This window comes from Oerskovia merdavium, assembly GCF_014836755.1.
Lineage (GTDB): Bacteria > Actinomycetota > Actinomycetes > Actinomycetales > Cellulomonadaceae > Oerskovia > Oerskovia merdavium.
In genome coordinates this window covers 119,732-144,595 of record NZ_JACSQF010000009.1, presented here as the reverse complement: position 1 = coordinate 144,595, position 24,864 = coordinate 119,732, and the positions used below count along the sequence as shown (strand labels likewise).

At 69.4% G+C, this 24,864-nt stretch carries 21 protein-coding genes; 12 read left to right on the top strand and 9 right to left on the bottom strand.

Features of this window, described 5'->3' with window-relative positions; all coding sequences use genetic code 11:
• Positions 1–63: 63 nt before the first annotated feature.
• Positions 64–453, top strand: a complete 390-nt coding sequence (locus tag H9641_RS10400) for a YccF domain-containing protein (protein WP_191803449.1) — start codon at positions 64–66, stop codon at positions 451–453.
• A gap of 65 nt (positions 454–518) precedes the next feature.
• Positions 519–1,235, top strand: a complete 717-nt coding sequence (locus tag H9641_RS10395; protein ID WP_191803447.1) for an esterase/lipase family protein — start codon at positions 519–521, stop codon at positions 1,233–1,235.
• A gap of 132 nt (positions 1,236–1,367) precedes the next feature.
• On the opposite strand, the gene H9641_RS10390 is transcribed toward H9641_RS10395, so the two are convergent.
• From H9641_RS10390 to H9641_RS10375, 4 genes are all read right to left on the bottom strand, one after another.
• Positions 1,368–2,195 carry an alpha/beta fold hydrolase gene (locus tag H9641_RS10390; RefSeq protein WP_191803445.1) on the bottom strand — a complete coding sequence of 276 codons (828 nt, stop codon included), beginning with the start codon at positions 2,193–2,195 and terminating at the stop codon, positions 1,368–1,370.
• A 169-nt stretch (positions 2,196–2,364) separates the two neighbouring features.
• Entirely contained in the window at positions 2,365–3,030 is a 666-nt protein-coding gene (locus tag H9641_RS10385; protein WP_191803443.1) for a hypothetical protein, read from the bottom strand.
• A 70-nt stretch (positions 3,031–3,100) separates the two neighbouring features.
• A complete protein-coding gene (locus H9641_RS10380; RefSeq protein WP_191803441.1) occupies positions 3,101–3,412 on the bottom strand; it encodes a hypothetical protein in 312 nt (103 codons plus the stop codon).
• Positions 3,413–3,417: 5 nt separating this feature from the next.
• Entirely contained in the window at positions 3,418–3,696 is a 279-nt protein-coding gene (locus tag H9641_RS10375) for a DUF3892 domain-containing protein (RefSeq protein WP_191803440.1), read from the bottom strand.
• Between the two features lie 345 nt (positions 3,697–4,041).
• On the opposite strand from H9641_RS10375, the gene H9641_RS10370 reads away from it, so the two are divergent.
• The 5 genes from H9641_RS10370 (at position 4,042) to H9641_RS10350 (ending at position 10,332) form a co-directional block, all read left to right on the top strand.
• Positions 4,042–6,096: a hypothetical protein gene (locus H9641_RS10370; protein ID WP_191803439.1), complete on the top strand. Its 2,055-nt coding sequence runs from the start codon at positions 4,042–4,044 to the stop codon at positions 6,094–6,096.
• A gap of 112 nt (positions 6,097–6,208) precedes the next feature.
• Complete coding sequence (locus H9641_RS10365) at positions 6,209–7,786, top strand: class I SAM-dependent DNA methyltransferase (protein WP_191803546.1); 1,578 nt, start codon at positions 6,209–6,211, stop codon at positions 7,784–7,786.
• A gap of 149 nt (positions 7,787–7,935) precedes the next feature.
• The gene (locus H9641_RS10360; RefSeq protein WP_404821936.1) at positions 7,936–8,967 is read left to right on the top strand and encodes a restriction endonuclease subunit S domain-containing protein; all 1,032 of its coding nucleotides are present in this window, start codon (positions 7,936–7,938) and stop codon (positions 8,965–8,967) included.
• Positions 8,968–9,317: 350 nt separating this feature from the next.
• Positions 9,318–9,839: a DUF6011 domain-containing protein gene (locus H9641_RS10355; RefSeq protein WP_191803437.1), complete on the top strand. Its 522-nt coding sequence runs from the start codon at positions 9,318–9,320 to the stop codon at positions 9,837–9,839.
• A gap of 25 nt (positions 9,840–9,864) precedes the next feature.
• The gene (locus tag H9641_RS10350; RefSeq protein WP_191803436.1) at positions 9,865–10,332 is read left to right on the top strand and encodes a hypothetical protein; all 468 of its coding nucleotides are present in this window, start codon (positions 9,865–9,867) and stop codon (positions 10,330–10,332) included.
• A 35-nt stretch (positions 10,333–10,367) separates the two neighbouring features.
• On the opposite strand, the gene H9641_RS10345 is transcribed toward H9641_RS10350, so the two are convergent.
• Entirely contained in the window at positions 10,368–10,652 is a 285-nt protein-coding gene (locus H9641_RS10345) for a DUF2510 domain-containing protein (protein ID WP_191803435.1), read from the bottom strand.
• Between the two features lie 402 nt (positions 10,653–11,054).
• On the opposite strand from H9641_RS10345, the gene H9641_RS10340 reads away from it, so the two are divergent.
• The 5 genes from H9641_RS10340 to H9641_RS10320 all read left to right on the top strand — a co-directional run bounded on the left by H9641_RS10340 (position 11,055) and on the right by H9641_RS10320 (position 17,486).
• On the top strand, positions 11,055–11,498 hold the full coding sequence (locus H9641_RS10340) for a hypothetical protein (protein WP_191803434.1): 444 nt from the start codon (positions 11,055–11,057) through the stop codon (positions 11,496–11,498).
• A gap of 41 nt (positions 11,499–11,539) precedes the next feature.
• On the top strand, positions 11,540–11,692 hold the full coding sequence (locus H9641_RS10335; RefSeq protein ID WP_191803433.1) for a hypothetical protein: 153 nt from the start codon (positions 11,540–11,542) through the stop codon (positions 11,690–11,692).
• A 150-nt stretch (positions 11,693–11,842) separates the two neighbouring features.
• A complete protein-coding gene (locus H9641_RS10330; protein WP_191803431.1) occupies positions 11,843–12,553 on the top strand; it encodes an NYN domain-containing protein in 711 nt (236 codons plus the stop codon).
• 206 nt (positions 12,554–12,759) lie between these two features.
• Positions 12,760–16,041 carry a type I restriction endonuclease subunit R gene (locus H9641_RS10325; protein ID WP_191803428.1) on the top strand — a complete coding sequence of 1,094 codons (3,282 nt, stop codon included), beginning with the start codon at positions 12,760–12,762 and terminating at the stop codon, positions 16,039–16,041.
• Positions 16,038–17,486, top strand: a complete 1,449-nt coding sequence (locus H9641_RS10320) for a phospholipase D-like domain-containing protein (protein WP_191803426.1) — start codon at positions 16,038–16,040, stop codon at positions 17,484–17,486. Before H9641_RS10325 ends, H9641_RS10320 begins: the two co-directional genes overlap by 4 nt.
• A gap of 83 nt (positions 17,487–17,569) precedes the next feature.
• Here H9641_RS10320 and H9641_RS10315 read toward each other — a convergent pair whose 3' ends face one another.
• From H9641_RS10315 to zorA, 4 genes are read right to left on the bottom strand one after another with little or no spacing between them, the layout of a single operon-like run.
• Positions 17,570–20,602 carry a DEAD/DEAH box helicase gene (locus H9641_RS10315; RefSeq protein WP_191803425.1) on the bottom strand — a complete coding sequence of 1,011 codons (3,033 nt, stop codon included), beginning with the start codon at positions 20,600–20,602 and terminating at the stop codon, positions 17,570–17,572.
• Position 20,603: 1 nt separating this feature from the next.
• Positions 20,604–22,214 (bottom strand): EH signature domain-containing protein, encoded by a 1,611-nt coding sequence (locus tag H9641_RS10310; RefSeq protein WP_191803424.1) that lies wholly within the window; start codon positions 22,212–22,214, stop codon positions 20,604–20,606.
• 1 nt (position 22,215) lies between these two features.
• Complete coding sequence (locus tag H9641_RS20475) at positions 22,216–23,010, bottom strand: OmpA/MotB family protein (RefSeq protein ID WP_318244512.1); 795 nt, start codon at positions 23,008–23,010, stop codon at positions 22,216–22,218.
• The gene (gene zorA, locus H9641_RS10300) at positions 22,976–24,844 is read right to left on the bottom strand and encodes an anti-phage ZorAB system protein ZorA (RefSeq protein WP_191803422.1); all 1,869 of its coding nucleotides are present in this window, start codon (positions 24,842–24,844) and stop codon (positions 22,976–22,978) included. Before zorA ends, H9641_RS20475 begins: the two co-directional genes overlap by 35 nt.
• Positions 24,845–24,864 lie beyond the last annotated feature (20 nt).

Below are 24,864 nucleotides of genomic sequence, written 5' to 3'. Positions count from 1 at the left end.
GCTGCGCCCGTCGTGTGGCGCGGCCGGCCCGACCACGTGGCCGGGCTGGGGGAGAATCGGGGCATGAACGCGATCCTCAACGTCATCTGGCTGATCTTCGCGGGCCTCTGGCTCGCGCTCGGCTACGTCCTGGCCGGCATCATCTGCTGCGTCCTCATCATCACCATCCCGTTCGGGATCGCGAGCTTCCGCATCGCCGGCTACGCGCTGTGGCCGTTCGGGCGGACGGTGGTTGACAAGCCGACGGCCGGCGCGTTCTCCACGATCGGCAACGTGATCTGGGTGATCTTCGCCGGGATCTGGCTCGCGATCGGGCACGTGATTACCTCGATCCCGCTGTTCGTCTCGATCATCGGCATCCCGATGGGCATCGCCAACCTCAAGATGATCCCCGTCTCCCTGCTGCCGCTCGGCAAGCAGATCGTGCCGACGAACGCGCGCTTCGGGGCCTGAGGGGTCACGATCGGGTGGGGCCGCTGACGTCGACGGCGACCTGACGTGACGACGACGGGAGAGCCATGCCGGGCGGGAGCGGCGGCCAGGGGGTGCGTCCGGGCCTGAGCCTGCGACGCACGTGGTGGCGCGTGCGCGACTACGCGAGCGTGCTCCGCTGGCAGGCCGCGGGCATCACGTCCCGGGTGGACCCCGACGACCTGCGCACCCCGGCCCACCCGGTCGGGCCGCCCGTCGTGCTCGTCCCGGGCGTGTACGAGTCGTGGCACTTCCTCCTGCCGCTCGCCACCCTGCTGCACGAGCACGGCGTGGCCGTCCACGTGCTCCCGGAGCTCGGCGACAACCGTCGGCCCGTCGCCGCCGGGGCAGCCGTCCTCGGTCGCTACGTCCGCGAGCACGACCTGCGCGACGTGGTCGTCGTCGCGCACAGCAAGGGCGGGCTCATCGGCAAGCTCGCCATGGTGCGCGACGACCCCGAGGACCGGATCGCGTCGATGATCGCGATCAACACGCCCTTCGCCGGGTCGGCCTACGCGCGCTGGTTCGTCGCGCCCGCGGTGCGCGCATTCATCCCGAACGACGCGACGATCGTGGCGCTGTCCGCCGAGCGGGACGTGAACGAGCGCATCACCTCGGTGCACAGCCGGTGGGACCCGCACATCCCCGCGGGCAGCTTCCTCGAGGGGGCGCAGGACGTCGTGCTCGACACCCCGGGCCACTTCCGGCCGCTCGCCGACCCCCGGCTGCACGCGCTCCTGCTCGAGCGGATCGTCGGGGCGTAGGGCTCCGGGGGTGGCAGGGGCGGCCCTGTCGTGGGCGTCGTGGGCGTCGCGCCGGGTGACCCGACGCGGACGTGCCGCGACCTGCGGGCGGCGCGTGCCGTCGTCGGGCCGCGCGGCCCCGCCCGCGGGCGGTCAGTCGCGCGGGAGCTGCAGGACGCGGGTCAGGCCGGGGGAGTCGGGGTCGTCGACGATCTTCACGCCGTCGAGCCAGGACCCGATCACGTGCGCGAGCTCACCGGGGTGGCTGAAGTTGATCGCGTGCGCCGCGCCCTCGATCAGCGCGATCGTGATGTGGTCCCCTGCCATGCGGCTCACCTCCCGCACCCGCGTCGGGGGCGGCATGAGCGGGTCCCTGCTCCCGATGACGGCGAGCGTCGGGACCGCCGACGCGACGATGCGCTCCAAGGACGGGAAGCGGGTCAGCTCGCTGAACAGGTGGAACGTGTTGATCGGCCCGAACCTCACGTAGTCCGGGACCGCCACGCGCGCCATCTTGCGGCTCTCGCGCGGACCGTCCGCCGCGAGCTGTCGGATGGCCCGCGCAAGACCCTGGTTGTGCACGCCCCCCGCCGGAGACACGAGCACGATGCGGTCGACCCGGTCGGGCGCGCTGTGCGCGACCTCGAGGCTGATGGGGCAGCCCATCGAGTTGCCGACCAGGACCACCTTCTCGAGCTCGAGGGAGTCGAGGATCCGGATCAGCGCGTTCGCCAGAGCGGGGATCCCGAGCGTGTAGTCCCACCGTTCGCTCCGGCCGTACCCCGGCAGGTCCGGGACGAGGTTCGTGGCCCGCGCGGCCAGCCGGCGGGCGGTCGGCATGAGGTAGGTGCCCGAGATCGCGAAGCCGTGCACGTGGACGATCGGCAGGGCGTCCGGGACGTCGGCGCTGCGCCGGTAGAACACCGGGTGCCCCGCGACGTCGACGGTTCCCTCGGTCCATCCCTCGGCGTTCACGACCATGAGACCGATCGTGGCACCGCGGCCCTGCGGGGGCCACCGGTGCGGGTCGGTTGCTGGGCGCGGCCCGGTGGGTTGCCGAGCACGAGGTTGCGGTCGCCCTGGCGCCCAGAGCGACCGCAACCTCGTGCTCGGCGGGACGAGCCCCGTCGGGTCCCGTCGAGCCTCGCGGTCAGCGTGCCGTGAAGAAGCTCGGCTCGCCCCACCCGGTGGTCGCGGTCCAGAGCCCCGGGGCCCCGGCGGGCACCGCGACGCAGACATTGCCCTCGGCGACACCACCCGCGTAGAGCTCCCCGACCTCGTCGAGGTCACCCGGGATGACGCCGCAGTAGTCCTCGTAGGTGACCGAGTCGTCGCCGACGAACTTCACTGTGATGTCGAGCCACGGAGTGCCCGAGGTCGCACCCTGGTAGGTCGCCGTCACGGGGACGATCCAGAACTCGAGCCCGGCCTCGGGCGGCGAGTTGAACTGGTTCTCGGCGCTGATCTCCCCCCAGGCCTCGCGCGGGGTGCCGAGGACGAGGGACCAGTCCTCGTTGCTGACGGTCGTCCCGACGGGGAAGGGGTTGGCGCGCGTCCCGCCCGCGGGGGCAGGGGGTGCTTCGGGGGTCGCCTCCGGGACCGGCTCGGGAGCGGGCGCTTCGGCGGCGGGCTGGTCCGCGGCATTCCCGTCCGTAGCGGTGAGGTTGTCCGAGCTCAGCCCGCAGCCCGTCAGGCCGACGGCGAGCCCGAGGGCGACCACCGCGATCGTGAGGCGCCGGCGCGACCGACCGGTGACGGTCGCGTGGGACCCGGTGGCCGGGTCGACGGACAGGGGGGCGGTGTCGATGTTCTTCATGGGATGTCCTTCGTGAGGGCCCGACGGCGGAGGTGCCGTCGAGAGGGTGGGCTCGGCCGGGTGCAGCGCGTCAGAAGCGCGGCAGGTTCCTGAGGTGCTGGGTCGTGCGGCCGTCGATCGTCGTCGCGAGCAGGCGTCGCCCGTCCGGACCGATCCGGGCGACGACGTCGGCCTGGTGGTGGTTGCGTTCGTCGAACGTGCGGAAGCGCTCGCCGGAGACGATCCGGCGGTGGACGCCGATGACGCTGGTCGTGGTCGTCGGGCCTGTGGTCGTGACCGAGTGGAGGACGGCGACCACGTGCTCGGCCGCTTCTGTGCCCGGGGGCGCGACGGCGGTGTCGGTGTCGTGTGGCAGGGTGCGGATCGCGCGGATGAACGGCATGAGCGTCAGAAGCGCGGGAGGTTGAGCAGGTTGTTCGTCTCGCGGCCGTCGGCGACCGTGGCGACGTAGCGGGTCCCGGAGGGTGACGTCCTGGCGACCACGTCCGCCTGGTTTCCCTGAGGGCTCAGCGAGCGGAAGGTGTGGCCCGTGACGATCCACGCGTGGACCTGGTCGCGCGTGGCACGGGAGAGCTGGCCGGTGGTCGTCGAGGACCATCCCAGCTCGGTGATGTGCTGGCTCGAGGTGCCCAGGTGGGCGACGCGGACGGAGCGGAGGTAGTTCATGGCTGGTCCTCTCGGGGACGGTCGGCCGGCTCGTGCGGGACGGTCGGGGAGGCCGGCGGCGTCAGCGAGACGCAGCGCGGACACAGGCCGCGGCCGCCGAGGATGCGGTAGACGTGTCCGCAACGGCACCTGACGTGGCTCATGCGTGCCCTCCCTTCCCGGCTCGTGGCCGGAGCGGTGATCACGGAGGTGATCGACTGAGACGAGCCTGGTCGAGTCGACGAGGAAGAGCCACCGCCGAACTGATAACCCGGCTTATCGCGTTGCGCGGCAGAAATGGATCGGGGAGGCGCTACTGTCCTTCCAGCGAGCTTGCCCGACGAGCTCGCTCACCTACCGGTCCTGATGAAGGGAGCTGCTGTGCCGTCGGTCCTCGACTCCCTCACGCTGTCGCTGCCGGACATCGCCGAGCTGGCGCACGTGCAGCGCCCCGTGGTCTCCATGTGGCGCCGGCGGTACGCGACGGCGGCCTCGCCGTTCCCCGAGGCGGTCGCTACCCGTCGTGACCAGCAGCGGTTCCGGGCCTCCGAGGTGACGGCGTGGATCGAGCGCAGCGGACTCGGCCGAAACCCCTCGTTCGCGGCCGACGTCGCGATGAGGGCCGCGCTGGACGAGGTCCCCGGCCTCGACGCGGACGTGGCGCTCGACGGCCTCACGTCGCTGCTCTACCTCAAGGCACAGACGGGTGAGCTCCTCGGCGCGCTCGGTCGTGCAGAGGTGCTCGACCTCGCCGACGAGGTGGACCCCGACGACCACCTGGCCTACTCGGAGATCGAGGCGCTGGGCGACCGGCTGGGCGACCTGTGCGAGCTGGCCGACACGGCGGCCGACGCCGCCTACACACCGGCGGGCGCGCTCGAGGCCGTCCTGCTCGACCGGCACAGGGCCGGACGCAGGACGCTCACCGAGTCGGCAGCATCCGACGGAGCCCTCGACGTCGTGGGCAGGATCGTCCTGGCGCTCACGTCCGGGCGCGGGCCGCTCATGCTCGCCAACCCGCACGCCGACTGCGGCGACCTGCTGGTGGCAGCAGTCCGGGCAGGGAGCGACGCGAACGGTGACCACGACGCCCCGGCCTGCGCCGTGCCCGGCGTGCGCACGGATCCCGCGACCCGGCTCGCGCGCAGGCGCCTGGGTGTTCTCGGCGTCCGCGTGCTGGACCTCGACGCCGACGACGCCGTGGGTCACGCCGTCTCGCCCGGCGCGACGATCGTGGCGCAGCTCCCTCCCGTCGGCAGCCCCCCGTGGTCCGACGACGAGGTCCTGCGCGCGGTCGAGACCCTCGCCGTGCAGCGCGAGCCCGGCCGGTTCGCCGTCGTGCTGGGGCCCGCGGGCGCGCTCGTGGGAGCGGTCGACGGCGAGGCGGAGAAGCTCCGGTCCAGCCTGCTGCGCAACGACCAGGTGCGGAGCGTCGTCGAGCTTCCCGCCGGCCTTCTGCCCGGGCGTTCTCGCGAACGCCTCGCGATCTGGGTCCTGGGAGACCCGCCCGCCGACGTCAGGCTTGCCAAGCAGTGGACGACCGTCTCGGACCTCGCGGGCGAGCGCGTCACCGGGGGAGCGCTCGACGGGGGCGTGGTCGACGACCTGGTGACCGACGTCGTCGCTGCGCAGGGGACGTTCGCCGACGTGCGGGCGCACGCCTTCCGCTTCACACGGTTCGCGTACACGTCCGCGCTCGTCGCCCTGCAGAGCGACCTCTCGGTGGACTTCCGCCAGCTCCGAGTCGGACAGCGGGACGACGGCGGCCGCGCGGCCGTGCATGCCCACGAGCTCGCCACAGGTCTCGGGCTCGCGGGGGCCGAGTCCGTCGTCCCCGGCCCGGGGCGAGACCCGCGCCGCGAGACGCTCCGGTCGGTCGAGGCCCGCGATGGCGTGCGCAGGATCTCCGGGAACCGGCTGGACCCCCGCGCCGTCGGTGCGGTCGGAGAGGTGCCGGTCGTCGGTCCTGCCGAGCTGACCGGTGACGTGATCCTCGGCGACCGTCGAATGGACCGGCTCACGTTCTCGACGCTCCCGGCCGCCCGGTACACCGAGCCTGGCGACGTGATCTTCTGCACCGCGCCCTACCCGGCCGCAGTGGTCGACCACGTCGGACTGTCCGTGGTCGAGTTCCCGGCGCAGGTGCTGCGCATCGACCGGGCGCGAGCCCCTGGCCTCGTCCCGCACGTCCTCGCCGAGGACATCACGTCCCAGCGTGCGACCGCCAAGCGGTGGCGCACGTGGGAGGTGCGCGAGGTCCCCGAGGACCAGGTGAGCGCTCTCGAAGAGCTGCTCGCCGCCGTCGGGCAGCGCGAAACCCTGGTGCTCGACGAGGCCCGACGCCTCGCCGAGCTCCGCACGACCCTGACCCGGGGCGTCGCCGACGCCCTCATCCAGCTCCGAACGGTGGACAATGCCTGACGACGCCCCGACCCTGTTCGACGTCCCCACGACCCCGAAGAAAGCAGGACAAGTGCCTCCCCGCACCAAGGCAGCAGCCACGAGCAAGGCGGCTCCCTCAGCTCCTTCGTCGATGAAGGAGCTCAAGGACACGCTGTGGAAGGCCGCGGACAAGCTCCGCGGCTCCATGGACGCCTCGCAGTACAAGGACGTGATCCTGGGGCTCGTGTTCCTCAAGTACGTCTCGGACGCGTTCGAGGAGCGTCGCGGCGAGATCCTCGCGGAGCTCGCCGCCGACGGCCTGAGCGAGGAGCAGAGCCAGCAGTTCCTCGAGGACATCGACGAGTACACGAGAGCTGGGGTCTTCTGGATCCCCGTCCGCGCACGTTGGGGATACCTCGCGGAGAACGCGAAGGGCCGGCCGGCGGCCATGGGCGAGCCGTTCGCGCCGATCGGGCAGCTGATCGACGACGCCATGGACCAGATCATGGGGTCCAACCCGTCGCTCGCGGCCACGCTGCCGCGCATCTTCAACCGTGACAACGTGGAGCAGCGACGCCTGGGCGAGCTGCTCGACCTGTTCAACTCGACGCGCTTCACGGGTCAGGGCGCGTCCAAGGCGCGCGACCTGCTGGGCGAGGTGTACGAGTACTTCCTGGAGAAGTTCGCGCGCGCCGAGGGCAAGCGCGGCGGCGAGTTCTACACGCCCGCGGGCGTGGTGCGGGTCCTCGTGGAGGTCCTCGAGCCGTACAGCGGGCGCGTGTACGACCCGGCGTGCGGGTCGGGCGGCATGTTCGTGCAGGCCGAGAAGTTCATCGAGAAGCACGGCGGAAGCCCGCAGGAGATCTCGGTCTACGGCCAGGAGCTCAACGAGCGCACGTGGCGCCTCGCGAAGATGAACCTCGCGATCCACGGTCTCACGGGCAACCTGGGGCCCCGCTGGGGGGACACGTTCGCGCGCGACCAGCACGCGGACACCCCGATGGACTACGTCATGTCCAACCCGCCGTTCAACATCAAGGACTGGTCGCGCTCGGAGTCGGACCCGCGCTGGCGCTTCGGTGTTCCGCCCGTGGGCAATGCGAACTACGCGTGGATCCAGCACATCCTCTCCAAGCTGACGCCTACCGGGTATGCGGCCGTGGTCATGGCCAACGGGTCCATGTCGTCCAACTCGGGCGGCGAGGGCGAGATCCGCGCGCAGATCGTCGAGGCCGACCTCGTGAGCTGCATGGTCGCGCTGCCGACCCAGCTCTTCCGCTCCACGGGCATCCCCGTGTGCGTCTGGTTCTTCGCCAAGGACAAGACGGCGGGCGCTCGCGGTTCTGTGGATCGCACCGGGCAGGTGCTGTTCATCGACGCCCGCAACCTCGGGTACATGGTCGACCGAGCCGAGCGCGCGCTGTCCGACGACGACATCGCCAAGATCGCGGGGACCTACCACGCGTGGCGTGGCACCCCCTCGGCGGTTGCCGCGGGAGCGGTGTACGACGACGAGCTGGGCTTCGCCCGCTCCGTGAGCCTGGCCGAGATCAAGGACGCGGGATACGCGCTCACGCCCGGACGCTACGTCGGGGCCGCCGAGGTCGAGGACGACGGCGAGCCCATCGAGGACAAGATCGCGCGGCTGACGGGCGAGCTCTTCGAGCAGTTCGAGGAGTCGGCACGGCTCGAGGCCGTGGTGCGGGAGCAGCTGGGGAGGGTTCTGTGATCCCGGAGGGGTGGCGCGAGTCAACACTTGCCGATTCGGCGGATATCGTCTGCGGATTTCCGTTTAAGAGTTCCGACTTTCGGGATTCTGGAAGTCACAGGCTTCTGCGCGGAGACAACGTTGGGCAGGGCGTTGCGAAATGGGATGGTGTGAAGTGGATGGACCCATCGACGCGCGAAGCGATGTACAGCCTGAGGCCCCATGATGTTGTTCTTGCCATGGACCGGCCATGGGTAGGCGCTGGGTTGAAATGTGCAGTAGTTCAGGAATCCGACACCCCTTCGCTTCTGGTGCAACGTGTGGCGCGTCTTCGAGCCAAAGGGGAGGTGGATCAGAGATTCTTGGGTTATGCGGTGAACAACGCGACTTTTGCGGAGTATGTCGTATCGGTGCAAACCGGCACATCTATTCCGCATATCAGCAGTCGTCAGATCGGTGAACATCGCCTTCTGATGCCTCCCCTCGACCGGCAGCGTGCCGTTGCCGCGGTGCTCGGTGCGCTCGACGACAAGATCGCGGCCAACACCAAGCTTGCCTCCACGGCCGAGGACCTTGCGCGGACACTCGCTTCGGCTGTGCCCGTTACGGTCCCGCTCGGTGAGATCGTTGAGCACATCAAGACCACGGTGAACCCTGACGGGCTTGCAGATGACAGGGTGGCCCACTTCAGCTTGCCGGCCTTTGATGCGGGGATCGAGCCCGAGGTCGTCGGTCCGCAGGAGATCAAGAGCAACAAGTTCCTCGTTGGGGAACCGAGCGTCCTCGTGTCGAAGCTGAACCCGCGGTTTCCCCGGGTCTGGAATATCCCGACTATCTCGCCGTTGACTTCCCTGGCTTCGACGGAGTTCGTCACCCTTCGGCCGAGGTTCTCGTCGACAACGTTGCTCTGGGCGCTGACGTCGCAGCCTGCTTTCGGATCGGCTCTTGAGGCGATGGTCGCCGGAACCTCTGGGAGCCATCAGCGCGTCAAGCCGGCTGAGATGCTGTCGACGCTCGTCCCAGACCCTCGTGTCATGAGTGATGTGCTGGTTGGGCAGATCGATGCACTCGGCTTGCGGGCGATCTCGAGCCGTGACGAGAGCCGCACCCTCGCCGCCACCCGCGACGCCCTGCTCCCGCAGCTCATGTCCGGCAAGCTCCGTGTCAAGGATGCCGAGCGCGCCGTCTCCGAGGTCGCCTGACCGCGATCCGCGACGCCGCCGCGATCCTGTGTGATCGAGATGCGGCTCACGGGGGCCATTGCGCCTGATCAGCCCCCGTTCGCCGCATCTCGATCACCGCTCATTTCGACCGACCCTCCCGGAGGCGGCGATGTCGTCGTCGCCCGATCTCCCCTGCCCGCCGCACCCTTCACCCGACAGCAGGAAGTCATGAACCATCACGCCGGCGTCACTGACGTGGCGCCCGAGGCGGGTGCCGCCCCCGCGGACCCGATCCACGAACGGGCCCGGCGCCGTCGGGCCGGAAGCGCTGGCTGCTGCTGGTCGCCGCCCTCCTGGTCGGCGCCCTCGGGCTCCTCGGAGGACCCGCTGTGGCGGTCGCCCTGCTCTCGAGCCTCATCTGGTTCGTGGTGAGCGCTGTCCTCTTCGGCCGACACCTGGACTACCGTCGCCCACGCCGGCCGCATCGCACGGTCGCGAAGCTGGGGCGCGTCCGGCGCGAGCCTCCGCGGCAGATCCCGCTGCTCTCGCGGGTGTGCGTGATCTGTGGCCGGCCGCTGACCAACGGCGAGAGCATGCGAGCCCGGGTCGGCTCGACGTGCATCAAGCGCTACGGCCCGCGCTACGCCCACCAGGTGAACCCGGACCACGAGGTCTGGGTCGCCGAGATGGTTCGCGCGCGGGCCGATCAGGCAGAACGCCAGGCTCGTCTCAACGTCGAGTTCGACCGCGCGACCGCCGCGTACCCGGGGCTCGTCGCGGCCTGGGAGGCCGAGAGAGCATCGGAGACCGGGCGCCTCCGACGGGATGCCCGTCGGCGAGCCGCCCCGATGCTCGTCTCGTCGATCGCGGCGTGTCTCGTCTCTGTCGTGGTCGCGGGATTCTTCGGATAGTTCACCCGGCCGACCCTGTCCGACGGTGACGGAGGTGACTAATATCGGGCCGCTGAGCACAAGACGATCGAAGCGTAGAAGGGAGCGGAACGCGGTGCGGAAAACAGCCGGGGTCGTCGTCTTGTCTTTCCTGGGACTCCTGACGACGGGCTGCGCCGCCTATGCCCCGGGCGGAAGCGGGTCCCATGGAATCTGGGCCAACGACACTGACGACTTCGGAAACTACGAAGAGCCTGCGATCTACGTACCAGAAGAGGGTGTCCCGGACGAGTACGACCTGGAGTACCAGTGGGAACAGATGGCGCCCGAACAGCCGGCAGCCTGGTCGTGCTATCTCTCGATCACCTTCAACGAGGACTGGCACGACGACGTCGAGTGCAGCAACGGAATCGACTTCGACAGGCCGTACCTGCGCGAGTGGGACGGCTTCGTGACCGAGGACGAGCTCATGCAGTCCGCCCTGGAGTACGAGAACGCGCTCAACGGGGGCTGAACATGTCCGCGGTGAGCGCCTCCGACCGGAACCTGCTACGTGCAGTAGTGCGGGCTCTCTCCGCAGACGACTCCCTGAGCGATATTCGCGAAGAACGCAACGAGGGCGACGACGCCGAGGATCATCGCGACGATCGCACACAGGAGGAGGATCGCGCCCACCACGATCAGCACGATCGAACCCGTGCTCAGCTTCCGGGGGCTTGGAGAAGGCACGGTGGTCTGGACGGCCTGTGAGTGCCGGGTCCACTGCTGCCCGTCAAACCAGCGCACCAGCCGCGGGTCGTACGGGTCGGGGTACCAGCCGGGCTGGTGGGTCACGGTGTTCTCCTCGGCTGTGGTGGCGACTTCCGTGCTCAGGTGCTCGGCGTCGACGGCTGGGATGCGGCTCGCCGGGCATCGCCGACTATCACCCGCAGACGCTACCGGCGATCGCGATCTATCTGATCATCCCCTTATCGCGGCACTCGTCGCGTCCCACCCCTGCGCCGCAGAGACTGAGCACCGGGTCGATCCCCTGAACCCCGTTCCACCGTGATCCCAGGAGAAACCATGACTGACCAGCCCACCGCGCCCGTCCCGGACAGCGGCGAACTCGCTGCCGACGTTCCGCCGCCCCCGTCGCCAACCGACGCCCAGGTCTGGGCGGCGTCGACGGGAGAGGGGAGCCCCGCCGTCGGGCCGGGGAAGCGACCCACCTGGGTGCTGCCCGTCGTGACGGGAGTGATCGGACTCGTCGTCGGGGCCGGCGGTATGGCCGCGATCGGCGCGGGGCAGGACGCTGCACAGGAACGGGAGGTGGCAGCCGAAGCGCGTGCCGATCAGGTCTCGGCCGCCACAGCGCAGGCGGCTCGCGCGGAGACCCTGACCAAGGCAGTGGGCCTGTGCGGCCAGGCCGAGAGCACGTGGTTCGTCGTTGCCGACGAGGGACTGTCCTTGACCTTCGACAACAAGGGGAAGGAGGACTACCTCGGCGGAGCAGACTTCCAGGACATCGAATGCGTGCTCGACGTCCTGGAGGTGCCCGCTGCCGTGCTCTCCCACATGGGGCAGACGACGTCCATGGACGGGCGCCAGGAGGAGAGCTGGGACGGCATCACGGTCGCCTGGTCGTATCACCCGGACCGGGGGATGGACGGGGTCGTGACGGTGGAAGAGGCGGAGTGATGAGCGACCGAACGAGCAGGAGCAGGTCCACGAGGGCGACCATGAGCAAGGCCCAGCGCAAGGCGGACGCCGAGCGCGCGCTGCGCCGGGAGATGTTCTCCTTCGCCCCCGAGATCCTGGGCATGGCGGCGCCGCTGCCACGGAAGGTGGCCGGCAGTGAGCACGTCGAGCCTGCGAGAGGCGCTCAAACCTGAGATGAGTACTGTCCGGCGCGCTAGGCGTGTGGCCCAGCCTCGCGGAGAGGACCATGCTTGGCGCGTTGGTGGCTCATCTTCGACGTCGTTGTGCCCGGGTGTCATGTGCAGAGGTTCCATCATGCGTGCCTGATCACTACGGTCAGGGTCATGACGACACGCGCCACGGCGATCCTGTATATCGACGGGTTCAACCTCTATCGGCGCTGTCTTGAGAAGTTTCCGGAACTGAAGTGGCTCGATCTCGTGGCGTTTGCACAGAATCTCCTGCCGGATCACGAGATCGTTCGAGTGCATTATTTCACCGCCCGAGTGCGACCGGGCGCATCACCGGACCGACAGGTCAGTCAGCGACAGGACATCTACCTTCGGGCACTGCGAACCCTCGAACCTCTGTTGAAGATCCACTTCGAGCACTTTCGGATCGACACACGATCGATGCCGGCGGTTCCCGTGGAGGTCGACCGTGAGACCGGCCAGTACCGGCGCGTGCGCGTGAAGAAGATCGAGGAGAAGGGGTCCGACGTCAACCTTGCTGTGCGGATGATCGCGGATGCGCACGTTCCTCATGCTGACTACTTCGTCATGCTCACGAACGACTCCGACCAGGTAGGGACGCTGCGTGCCGTTAAGCAGGAGCTCGGGCGCAAGACTGGCATCATCTTCCCGATGGAGTCGGCGCGAGGTTCGAAGGAACTGATGCACACCGAGCCGGATCTCACAGGATTCGTCACGCGCGAGGTGCTCGAGCGATCCCAACTCGCGGATGTCCTCGATGACGTGCACGGCATCGTGCACCGGCCACCGACGTGGGCCAGAAATTCCGAAGGCCCCAGTTTCCTGGGGCCTTCTAACCGGTAGCCGAAGCATCCGGGGGTGTGTCACCAGGATGCCCGCATCGGTGGTCGGCGTCAACTGGGAGGCCTCCGGCGTTCACACTGATAACCCCCATATCACTTCACCCACCGCGCCCCGCCACGAGACCACCAAGAATGAGTCACGGCGCCGATAGGCTCCGGACCAGCACCGCAGCGCAGCAGTCGCCGCACCGACATCACGGAGGATCCATGAAGCTCACCGAGGACGCCTGGGAACACCTGGCCCTCGACGACCTGGGCGAGCTCTTCTGGACCGTGAAGCACGGCAAGGAGATCGCGCCCGGGGCGAGCGCCGTCGTCGGGCCGGACGGGCACCCCGTCCCCGAGCGTGAGTCGTGGGACGAGCTCCTCATCCCCACCCGCCTGCGCACCGCGCTGCGCGCTCTCAACCCGGACGTGCCGCGCGAGTACCTCGACCAGGCGCTCGCCGCGATCGTCGCCCCGACGTCGAACGACGCGATCGCCGAGAACAAGCGCGTCCACGACTTCCTGACCGACGGGTTCCGTGGCATCAGCTACATCGACGCCGAGGGCATCGAGCAGAACCCGACCATCCGCCTCGTGAGCAGCGAACCGTCGGAGAACGACTGGCTCGCGGCAAACCAGGTCACGGTCGTGCGCGGCGACGTCGAACGGCGCTTCGACGTGGTCCTGTACCTCAACGGGATGCCCGTCAGCGTGATCGAGCTCAAGAACGCGGGCACCAGGGCAGCCGACCTCGCCGCGGCCCACGCCCAGGTCGCGACCTACGTCCGTGAGCTGCCGCTGGTCTTCCGCTTCGTCGTGCTGACCGTCCTCTCCGACGGCATCACCGCGCGCTACGGCACGCCCTTCACGCCGTTCAACCACTTCTCGCCGTGGAACGTCGACGACGACGGCCGGCCCGTCGGGCCGTCCGGCCGCCCGGAAGGCGTGCAGGGGCCCGACGGCGACACGCCCGCTGAGGACGAACCCGTCACCGCGCTGCGGCTCGCCCTCTACGGGTTGTTCGACCAGCTCCGCTTCCTCCAGCTGCTGCACGGATACGTCGCGTTCGACGCAGGGAGCGAAGGGCTCAGCAAGCGTGTCGCCAAGCCTCACCAGTACTTCGCGGTCTCCAAGGCGATCGAGAAGACCATCACCGCGGTCGCGTCCGACGGCAAGGCGGGCGTCGTCTGGCACACCCAGGGCTCGGGCAAGTCCATGGAGATGGAGCTCTACACCAACCAGGTCATGCGGCACCCCCGGCTGCGCAACCCCACGGTCGTCGTCGTGACCGACCGCACCGAGCTCGACGGCCAGCTCTACGAGACCTTCCGGCGCAGCCAGCTGCTGCCCGAGGAACCCCGCCAGATCCGCCGCCGCGAGGAGCTGCGGACCGAGCTCGCCGGCCGGGTGACCGGCGGCATCTACTTCACGACCCTGCAGAAGTTCGGGCTCTCGCCCGCCGAGAAGCAGGCAGGCACCAAGCATCCTCTGCTGTCCGACCGGCGCAACATCGTCGTCGTCGTCGACGAGGCCCACCGCAGCCACTACGACGACCTCGACGGCTACGCCTGGCACCTCAAGAGCGCCCTCCCGCACGCCACGCTCATCGCGTTCACCGGGACACCCATCAGCACCGCCGAACGTGACACGCGCGCGGTGTTCGGCGAGGACATCGACGTCTACGACCTCTCCCGCGCCGTGCACGACGGCGCCACCGTCCCCGTGTACTTCGACTCCCGTCTCGTGAAGGTCGACTTCGTCGACGGCGCCGACGAGTCCACGATCGACGCGGCCGCCGACGAGATGACCACGGGGCTCGACGACGCCGAGCGCCGTCGCATCGAGTCGAGCGTCGCGGTCGTCAACGCGATCTACGGTGCCCCGGCCCGCCTGGAGGCGCTCGCGGCCGACCTCGTCGCGCACTGGGAAGGTCGCCGGGCCGCGATGTTCGAGTCGCTCGGCCGCGCCGGCCACGAACGCACCCCGGGCAAGGCGCTGGTCGTCGGCGCGACCCGCGAGATCTGTGCACGGCTCTACAGCGAGATCGTCACCCTGCGCCCCGACTGGCACTCCGACGACCTGGCCACCGGAAAGATCAAGGTCGTGTACTCGGGGACGCCGTCGGACCCCGCGCCCATCCGCGATCACGTGCGGCGCGACAGCGAGAACGCGGCCATCAAGCAGCGGCTCAAGGACCCCGACGACGAGCTCGAGATCGTGATCGTCAAGGACATGATGCTCACGGGGTTCGACTCCCCGCCCCTGCACACCCTCTACCTCGACCGGCCCATCAAGGGCGCGCTGCTCATGCAGACGCTCGCCCGCGTCAACCGGACGTTCCGCGGCAAGACCGCAGGCCTGCTGGTCGCCTACGCCCCCGTCGCGGAGAACCTCGCCGCCGCGCTGCGCGAGTACTCGCCCCAGGACCAGGCGACCCGCCCGCTCGGCCGTCAGGTCGAGGAAGCCGTCGCGCTGGCCGAGCTGCTCGTGACCCAGGTGCGTGCGACGCTCTCCGGGTTCGACTGGCGCTCGCGGCTCGCCGTGGACGACAAGCGCTCGTACGTCCTGGCCGTCCACGCGACCGTGAACCACCTGCGCGACCCCGGCACCGTGGGCAACCGGCCCCAGGACGTCGAGGACGGCAGTGACACGCTCGGCGCGACCTTCCGCCGTCAGGCGGGCCAGCTGCACCGGGCCTGGGCCCTGGCCGGGGGAGCGGACCACCTCACCGACATCGCCGACGACGTGCGGTTCTTCGAAGAGGTGCGCGTCTGGATGGGGAAGTTCGACGCCGAGGACCGCCAGGCGCGGGGAGAGGCGATCCCCGACGACGTCCAGCGCATGCTGAACCAGCTCGTCGCCGAGAGCGTCGACTCGGGCGAGGTGCTCGACATCTACCAGGCGGCAGGCATGGAGTCGCCGCGCATCGACGAGATCGACACGTCCTTCCTCGCGACGGCCACGCACGCCGAGAACCCGCACCTCGCGATCGAGGCGCTCCGCAAGGTGATCCAGGAGGAGTCGCGCGCCGCGACCCGCAACAACCTGGTGCGCCAGCGCGCGTTCTCCGACCGGCTCAACGAGCTCATGACGCGGTACACCAACTCCAACCTCACGTCCGCCGAGGTGATCGCAGCACTCATCGAGATGGCGCACGAGGTCTCGGCCGAAGGTGACCGCGGTGCCCGGTTCTCGCCGCCCCTCACGAGCGACGAGCTCGCGTTCTACGATGCGGTCTCGACCAACGAGTCGGCCGTCGAGGTCCAGGGGGACGGGATCCTCGCCGACATCGCCCGCGAGCTCCTCACGGTCCTGCGGCGCGACGTGCGCACCGACTGGACCGTGCGCGAGGACGTGCGCGCCAAGCTGCGCTCCTCGATCAAGCGGCTCCTCGTCAAGCACGGCTACCCGCCGGACAAGCAGCCCGGAGCGATCAAGCTCGTCATGGAACAGATGGAGTCGATGGCCCCGCGCTACGCGGAGCGCGAGGAGGGGGCGGCGTGATCGAGCTCGTGTCGGAGAAGGTCTGGGAGTCGCTGCGCACGGTGACGTGGCCCGGGCCGGTGCGTGCCGCGATCGCCTACGTGGGACGTGAGGCCCCGGAGCTGCTACCTCTGGGCGCGGGGGACACGCTGGTGTTCGACGGGTCCGACGAGTCGCTCGCCGGTGGCACCACGAACCCCGCTGCGCTCCAGGTGCTGTTCGACCGTGGCGTGGTCCTGGTGTCGGTCGCCCGGCTGCACGCCAAGGTGATCGTCGCCGGCGCGGACGGAAGCGGTGAGCGCAAGACCCTCGTCGGATCGGCCAACGCCTCCGAGCGCTCGCGCACGTCGCTGCGTGAGGCGGCGCTCCTGACCGACGACGTCGAGGTCGCCGCGCGGGCGGACCTCCAGATCGACGAGTGGTCCGGGGATCCGGAAGCGGAGTGGGTGGACCAGGAGTGGATCGAGCGCGCGACGACGATCTACAGGCCGCGCAGCGTCCCACTGCCTCCGCGTCGGGCCGGGCTCCCGCGTGAGTCGCACCGGCGTCTGTGGATTGCGCCATGGACGCCTGACGACTCCCCCGCGTCACCGGCCGAGGAGGCGGCGATCGAGCACTTCGCGTCGCGCTTCACCGACCTGAGCGTCGAGAGCTATCGGTTGAGCGAAGGGGACATCTTCGTGCGGCCCGGCGACGAGCTGCTGCTCTTCGCGGTCAAGGACGGACAGGGGGAGCCGCACGGAAACCGCCGGTCATGGCCGGTCTCCCGAGTGGTGCGGGTTGTGAACGAGGTGGGCGATCCCACTCACGCGGCGATCTGTGTCGGCCCCTTCGAAGGCCCCTCGATGACGTACTCCGAGGTCCGCAGACTGGTGCACGCCGAGGGTGAGGAGTTCCATGCTTCGGGGCCACTGACGACTCGTGCGGCCGCGACCGTGCGGCGAGCCCTCGCGGAGACCGAGGGGCGCGCAGCCGAGGTGGAGGTCGATGCCCTTCGGGAGCGACCGATCGGTTGTCCTCGATGCGAGACGAGACTGCGCGTCGTCCTTCGAGGACTGCCGGCAGGTCCTCCGGATCCCGACGTCTACGTGTTGGGTGGTTGCGTGATCGGGCCGGGCCCGATGCCCACGCACGTCTGCCCAGCGTGCGGCTGGGAAGGTCGGCGCCGCGACTGGGATCCAGAGCAGGTGCGCCAGGTCGAGTCGCTCGACGACCTGTTCGCTGTGCTCGGAGCGACCGACCTGGCGTCGGCGACGGACGCGATCGTCGACGAGCTCGACCACGACCCGGTCGGTCTCGACCTGCACAAGGACGCCGACGGGAACGAGATGGGGGTCGAGGCGATTCTCGGTACGACGGGCGTCCTGCTCGAGCTCCCCTTCAGCATGGTCGAGTTCTGGGACACCTGGGACGGGCTGCGCGACGCGTGGCAGCTCCAGGAGGACGACGAGGTCGAAGAAGCCTGAGGCAGCAGAGCGCGCACCCCCGAGATCACCGGATCGCGGGGGTACGCGCCGTCGTCGGGCCGCATACCTCCTGGCGCCGGGCGTCAGCCGCCGAGCCCCAGCGCAGCAACGACCTCTTGCTCTCCCACGGCCTCGGGCACGACGATCGCGTCCCGCAGCGTCGACTTCTGCTGCAGCAACCGGTCGAGGTTGAGGTCGAACGACGTCGTGTCCGGGTGGAGGGCCATCGGGAGGTAGACGTGGACGGGCCGCGTCTGACCGATCCGGTAGATGCGGTCCGTGGCCTGCGCCTCCTTGGCAGGGTTCCAGTGCCGTTCCAGGTGGATCGCATGGTTGGCCCCGACGATCGTCAGCCCCACCCCGACCGCGAGCGGCGACATGATGATGACGTTGAAGCCCGGCGCTCGCTCGAACTCCCCGATGATCCCCTTGCGCGTCGCGCCCGAACCCACCGCGGCGGTGTCGCCGTTGACGACACGAACCCGCAGCCGGTAGCGCTCCTGCAACCACAGGGCCAGCCGAGCCTGGACCTTCTTGTTGATGACGAACACGATGACCTTCTCGTCCACCGCCCGCACCTCGTCGATGACCCGGACCGCCGCGACCATGCGCGCGGACAGGTCGAGGTCCGCGGGATCGCTCGACAGAGGCGCGTCCCCCGACGCCGACGGGTGGAGGCTCACACCACGCAGAGCCTGGACGGTCGCGAGCGCCGCCCCCCGGACCCCCGGGCCGTTGCGCCGGTAGCCCTCGAGCACCGCGTCGTACGCGTCGCGCTGAGTCACGGGCATCACGACGCCGAGATCTGGGCGGGCGACCTGCGCGGGCCCGCCCTCGGGGCCGTAGACCGTCTTGGGAGGGAGGTCCCTGAGGTGGTCCTCCTTGATCCGTCGCAGCATGAACGGGCCCACGAGCTCACGCAGCTCCTGCCCGATCCGGGACTTCTCCTCGCTCGGAGCCTTTTCCATCCGCGAGACCCACTGCGTGCGGAACTCGGCCCAGGAGCCCAGGAGTCCCGGCTGGGCGGCGTCCATGAGGCACCAGAAGTCGAGCATCTTGTTCTCGACCGGGGTTCCCGTGGCCAGCAGCATGAACCGCGCCTTGAGCGCCTTGGCGGCCCGGGTGCGCAGGGCGTCGGGGTTCTTGATGGTCTGGGCCTCGTCGAACACGACCGCACCCCAGTCGACCTGCGCCAGCGAGAGCTGGTACGAGGCGAGCGTTTCGTACGTCACGAGAACCAGCCGGCCCGGCATGTCGAGCCGGCTCCTGCCGTGCTCCGGACCGATCTTCAGCGAGAAGCGGATCGCGTCGGCACGCAGCATGCCCTGGTCGTCGAGGTTCACGACGCTCGCCGTGGTCTCCTTGCCCCGCCCCAGCTCCTGGAAGGCTGTGATGCCCTTGCCCTGGAGCACCACGACGTCCTCGAACGGGTTCGTCGCGAAGGTCGCCTCGATCTCCGCCTGCCAGTTCTCGATCAGCGAGACCGGGAGGACCGCGAGCGTCGGGCGGACCATCCCCCCACGTGCGCGCTGCGCCTCGAGGAACTCGCGCAGCGCGACGAGCGTCATGTAGGTCTTGCCCAGGCCCATGTCGTCCGCGAGGATCGCGCCCTGGACGCGCGAGGGGTCGCCGTCGGGCTTGAGGAGAGACGCGGTCATGAGCCGCACCATCCACTCGATGCCCTCGCGCTGGTGCGGGTACGGCGAGCGCAGGAGGCTCGCGTAGTCGACCGGGCGAGCAGAAGGTGTGCTCGACGCGGAGGCCCGGAGCGCTTCGCCCACGTCCTGGACGTCCGCGACGTGGACACCGACCTGAACCGTCCGAGGGGTCGCCGGGTCCGACGGGTCGGTCTGATCGTCGCCGTCGCCGGGTTCAGGCAGGAGAGTCTCGTCGAGGAGGCGATCACGCGCCGTGGCGAGCTCGCTGTCGACCGTGGACCTGTCGCTGATGTCGACCAGCTGGTCACCGACCGCGATGACGGATCGACCCTGGTCCTGCGCGGCGAGCACGTCCTGCTCGACCGTGTCCAGCTGAGGGAGGGTGGCGATGAGCCCCGCGAGGATGCTGGCCGGCTGCACGCCGTCCGAGTCCCCGAACCACGAGATGCCCGACTCGCTCGCGTCGGCGAAGGTCTGCGGGACGATGATGCCCACGCCCGCGACGCGGACTCCGAAGTTCAGCTCGACGTCGACGAGCTCGTGGTCGAAGAACTGCCCTGGCGCAGTGAGGAAGTCCCGTGCCCTCTCTGCCGGGATGCGGGGCGTGGCCAGCACGTCCCGCACGCCTGCGAGGCGCTGCTCGTCGAGGAGGACGAGCTGCTCGTCGACGCGCAGGACGCCGGCCTGACGGTCGCCCTCGATCTGGTGCCACCTGCTCGCCAACCGATCCGGGTCGACGTCGGGCCCCAGGTCGGGAGAGATGCGCAACGAGCCGTCGTGCTGCTCGTCGACCAGGAGCCCGACCCGGTCCGGGACCGTGGTGGACCAGCTCGTGAGGTGCCCCAGGGGCAGCGGGAACGGCTCGTCGCGGTCCGGGTCGTCGGGAAGGGGGATCCTGGCAGCCTGGAGCTCGGCGACGAGACGGACGTTGTTCGTCTCGGTGCGGTCCTCGAAGGCCAGCGCCTCGTGGTGCTCGACGGCGCAGATCACCTTGAGCGCGCGTGGCGAGAGCCGGTAGTGGGTCGCCGTGCCGATCGTCAGGACGGGACCGTTCCGGCGGCACGGCTCCAGGTGGCTCCCGATGCGGGCCCTGAGCGTGACGGAGAACGTGCGGGACGTCGTGTTGCCCCGGACCTCCGGTTCGAGCGTGCCGGGAAGGCGCCGGGGGAGACCGAGGACCTCGGCCTCGTCGTCGCCCAGACGGGCCACGTCCGCCGAGCGCATCGCGAAGCCGTTGGGCAGGAGGTAGGCGGCACCCTGCTCGGCGAGCATCTCGAGGACCAGGTGCTGCTCCTGGGCCGACCGCTGCCCTTCGCCTCGGTGCAGGAGCGCGAGGTCCTCGGGCGTCGTGACGAAGTTGGCGCCGTCGGAGTCGTACGACACCGCGAACAGCCGCATGGGCGACTCGGTGTCATCAGGGCGCATGCGCCGGGTTCGCAGGAGGTCACGCAGGCCCATGTCAGCTCCTCAGCGGGGTGCGGTGGTGGATCGGGAGGCCGAAACGGTGCTTGAGCGTCGAGTAGTCCTCGGGAGTGAGCACACGTTGTGGGTCCACCGGCGCACCGAGAGTCTCGATCAGGAACTTCAGGGCAGCGTGCTGCCACGTCGTGGGGTAGTGGGTGATACCGACGTGAGCTCGCCAGCCGGCAGGGTGCTGCTGGGCGTGGAGCGTCGGGATGCTCTTGATGAGCTCGTCGGGCGAGTAGCTCCGCCGTGAGCGGTCGAGCAACCGGGCGACGGGGCGGCCCGCGTAGATCCAGAGCTTGAAGCTGTGGGAGCCCTCCACGATGTGGAAGTCGCCGCAGTCCAGGAACACGATCGCGGTGTCGGACCGCTGCGTGAGATGAGCAGCGTCAGTCCGTCGCCTGCCGAGCTGGCGCTGGACCGATGCGCTGGCTCCGCTGCCGAGGAAGATCCGGGACTCGCGGACCAGCCCGCTCTCGTAGAGCCCCCACAGGAAGGTCTTGCGGGCCGGGAACATTCGCTGCAGCTCTGCGTTGCGGGTGAGCACGCCGTGGTTCTCCACGGCGGTGAGGAACAGGCGGAGGTCCTCGACGCTCATCCACCGGACAGCCTTGTCGCGGGCAGCCTGCGGCAGGGGTTGCCACCATGTGTGCCACTGCGCCTGTCGCTGGAGTCGGGGGTCCCCACCGATCTTCACGATCGCGTCGAGCCACTCGTCGCACGGAGCGATATCCGGCTTGTCGGTCATGGCGATCAGGATCTGGTGCCCGAAGTACAGGCCGTCGAGGCCCAGGGACTCCGCGACGGTCTTCGACGTGAGCTCCGCCAGGAACCCGAGTCCGTCGGCCCGCGTGTGGTCGGCCGCCTTGATCTTCTCGAGGAAGACGGCTTCACGGACGCGGATGCCGTACCGGCCGTTGACGTGCCCGTTGATCCCGATCTGGCGCAGCCAGTCCACGAGTGCCATCCCTGTGGCTCGGAGTCCCTGCGCGACGGCTCGCGGTGCCTCGAGGTCGAGGAGGAACTCGGAGTTGTACCGGAAGGCGTCGACGATGTCGCGGCTCGTGGGTGGGCTCGGCGGTGGCGGTGGCGGTGGCGGTGGTGGCGGGACGGAGGCCCCTGTGGGGCGCGGAGGGGGTGGGGGCGGCGTCGCCGCGCGAGTCCTGCGGACGGGGATCTGCGTCACGGCTCGCTCGACTGCCGTGCTCGTGGCCCCGAACAGTCCCGGGGACCAGGAGTCGAGGTGATCGAAGTGCATCAGGAACATCGACGCCAGGGCAGCAACGAGCAGGCGGGAGGGGCGGGGTGCCTGCGAGTCGACGAGCAACGCCACGAGGCCCGGGGTCATCGACGCGCGGGCACGTTCGCGGTCCTCCGACCAGACCGTCACGACGGCACGCGCGAAGCGGCGTTCGGTAAGGCGTGCGGCGAGCAGGTCGATCCGCCTGGCGTCGATCAGGTGGCGGACCTCGGTGAGGAGCAGGTCGAACTGTCGGCCTGTGCCCGCCCGGGCCGTGAGGCGCTGGGCGCGGACCGTGAGACGGTCCCACGAGTCGAAGGACTCGGCGGGCCATCCAGGAAGGAACAGCTCGGGCCTGGTTCCCACGTCAGGGCACCCGCCCGGTCGCGTCGGCGCTCTCGAGGATCTCCGCGAGATCCTCCGCCGTCGGACGGACCACAGTGAACCGCACGTCGATGCGCCGGTTCGCTGCGCGGTCGGCCTCGCTCTCCTGGACGGAGGTCGCGGGTCGCGTCTCGCCGTAGCCGGAGACGGAGAACAGGGGGCTCCCATCGGTTCGGCGCAGGTCGTCGAGACCTCCGCCGTCGGGCAACGAGGTCTCCCACAGGCGCCACAGCGAGATCGCGCGGAACGTGGAGAGCCCCCAGTTGCCGGTGCCCTCGAGCCCGTCGAACGACTGGTTGTCGGTGTGTCCCTCGACGAACACGGTGTCGAGGTAGCGGAAGCGCTCGTCGTGGCGCAAGGAGTCGTCGATCGCGGCCCCGATCGCGAGGGCGACGTCACGGTGCTCGGGCCGGATCTCGAACGAGGCCGAGTCGAAGCCCAGAAGGGCCGTCGGGATGCTCAGCACCGAGTTGTCCTGGCTGACGATGACGTCGATGCCCTGCGCCTGGAGCGTCGTGGCCACCTCGATCAGCACGTCGGAACGGACCTCCTCAGCGCGCTGCAGCGAGGTGATCTGGTCCGAGAACAGGCTGCGCTGCTCCTGCGCCGTCTTCTGCTCGGCGGCCAGGGCCTCCTGCTTCTCCGTGAGCTGGAGGACCAGTGCGACCACGGCCAGGATGAAGACGGCCAGGAGAGCCGTCATGAGGTCTGCGAAGGAGATCCAGTACGGGTTCTCCGCCTCCTCACGAGAGCGAGCTCTTCCCCGCGTCCTGCGCACCGATCTTCACCCCCATCTCGTCGATGACCTCGGAGAGAGCGTTGGTCGCTTCGAGCATCTGCGAGGAGAACGTGTGCGTGTGCTTGTTCCAGTCGCTCATGCGCTCGGTCGTCTGGTGCTGGACCTGGTCCGAGTACTCGTCGAGCCAGTTCCTGAGAGAAGCCGAGTGATTGTCGACCTGCGCCTTGAGGTCGTTCAGGAAACGGCCCTGGTGGACCTGCATGGTCTCGAAGCTCGTTCCCGCGGCCCGAGCCGCTTGGGTGAGCCGCTCGGTCGCGTCGAGCGAGGCAGAGTTGATCTCCTCGAGCGCGGTCGTGTGGTTGCTGAGGGCCGCAGCCGCCTGCGCGTGGGCCTCGGCCGTCCCTTCGAGCGCCTGGGCGCCCGCGTTCAATGACGACTCGAAGCGTTCGCTCGTCCGCGCGAACGTTCGTGCGGTGCCCTGCAAGGTGGTCGACGACGTGTCGAGCGACGTGGTCGCGGTCCCCATCTTCGTGGCCGCCGAGTCGAGGCCCAGGGTGATCGCCGAGAGAGAGCCGTCGAGCAGGCGGGCCTGGCGTGCCGTGAGCTCGGACAGCTCGGTGAGCTGTTCGCGGAAGGCCTCGGCCTGCTCCGACGTGGCCGTCGACTGCGCGGCCGCGCTCTCCTTGAGCAGGACGATCGCGCCGCCGACCTTGTCGGAGACGGAGCCGAGTGCGGAGTCCAGCGTCGCCGTCGCGGCGTCGAGCTGCTCGGCCTGACGGGCCCCGACCGCCTCGAAGGCGTCCGAGAGCCCCGCGACAGAGCTGTCGACTCGTTGGGTGACAGCCGTCACGGTGGCGTCCAGGGTCGAGGAGGCCGCACCCAGCTGTTCCGCCTGACGCGTCCCGATCGACTGGAACGCGTCCGCGAACTTGTCGACGAGCTTCTCGAAGACCTCGGCCGACTGCGTCGCGGTGCTCTCGGCGAGCGAAGCCATCGAGGGTGCCATCGACGTCTCGATGGCTCGCGTCAACGCGTCCTGCATCTCCTGGGAGATGCCTGCGACGGCCTCCTGGAGCTGGGTGCCGATCTTCTCGTGCAGCTCGTTGAGGGCGATCGCGGAGTCGTGGGTGTTCTTCTCGACCTGGAGCAGTGATCGCTCCGGGGAGTGCAGCACGAAGAGGCCGTCGATGCGGGCCTGGAAGGCTGCGGCCCGAGCGGCGACGCGCCGCTCGACGACCTTCTCCCAGATGTTGACGACCAGGCTCGCCAGGACGCCCCAGACGGACGCCGTGAAGCCGAGGCCGGCTCCAGCCACGAGACCTTCGATGCCGGCTCGCATCTCTTCGACCGTGGCGCTCTCGCCAAGCTTGAGGCTGTTGAGGCCCGTGGCGAGCCCGATGAAGGTACCGAGAAGCCCGAGTGCTGTGAGCACTGCTGGAGCTGCGGTGAGGAGCCGATTGTTGACGAGCTGCGGCGCAATACGCTCGGCGCTGAAGTAGTGGTCGGCCTCGACCGTGTTGCGGATGGCGTCCTGTCTCAGCACGGGGTCGTGGTGGACGACGAGCGTCTCGTCGAACTCGCGCCAGAGCTCGCCCACGACACCAGGAGCCGCCGCACCGGCCTGCTCGAGCAGCTCGCTACGTCGCTGCAGCAGATTCTCCGACGAGACGTCGACGAGCTGTTCGTTCAGCGCGTCAAGCGCCTTGTTGGCTGCACGAGATGCTCTGACCGTGTACCAGATCGCCACTGAGGCTATGGCGACGATCACCACGAAGAAGATGACGACGATCAGTGCATGTGTGTCACCACGAAAGGCATCTGCGAAGTTGGGAACCAGGTTCCAGAGGGACTTGAGGATGCCGTCATCGGACATCGGCGGGGTACTGCCTTTCG

Coding starts and splice junctions, on each gene's coding strand:
- H9641_RS10400 (WP_191803449.1), top strand. CDS start 64: ATGAACGCGATCCTCAACGTCATCTGGCTGATCTTCGCGGGCCTCTGG.
- H9641_RS10395 (WP_191803447.1), top strand. CDS start 519: ATGCCGGGCGGGAGCGGCGGCCAGGGGGTGCGTCCGGGCCTGAGCCTG.
- H9641_RS10390 (WP_191803445.1), bottom strand. CDS start 2,195: ATGGTCGTGAACGCCGAGGGATGGACCGAGGGAACCGTCGACGTCGCG.
- H9641_RS10385 (WP_191803443.1), bottom strand. CDS start 3,030: ATGAAGAACATCGACACCGCCCCCCTGTCCGTCGACCCGGCCACCGGG.
- H9641_RS10380 (WP_191803441.1), bottom strand. CDS start 3,412: ATGCCGTTCATCCGCGCGATCCGCACCCTGCCACACGACACCGACACC.
- H9641_RS10375 (WP_191803440.1), bottom strand. CDS start 3,696: ATGAACTACCTCCGCTCCGTCCGCGTCGCCCACCTGGGCACCTCGAGC.
- H9641_RS10370 (WP_191803439.1), top strand. CDS start 4,042: ATGAAGGGAGCTGCTGTGCCGTCGGTCCTCGACTCCCTCACGCTGTCG.
- H9641_RS10365 (WP_191803546.1), top strand. CDS start 6,209: ATGAAGGAGCTCAAGGACACGCTGTGGAAGGCCGCGGACAAGCTCCGC.
- H9641_RS10335 (WP_191803433.1), top strand. CDS start 11,540: ATGAGCAAGGCCCAGCGCAAGGCGGACGCCGAGCGCGCGCTGCGCCGG.
- H9641_RS10330 (WP_191803431.1), top strand. CDS start 11,843: ATGACGACACGCGCCACGGCGATCCTGTATATCGACGGGTTCAACCTC.
- H9641_RS10325 (WP_191803428.1), top strand. CDS start 12,760: ATGAAGCTCACCGAGGACGCCTGGGAACACCTGGCCCTCGACGACCTG.
- H9641_RS10315 (WP_191803425.1), bottom strand. CDS start 20,602: ATGGGCCTGCGTGACCTCCTGCGAACCCGGCGCATGCGCCCTGATGAC.
- zorA (WP_191803422.1), bottom strand. CDS start 24,844: ATGTCCGATGACGGCATCCTCAAGTCCCTCTGGAACCTGGTTCCCAAC.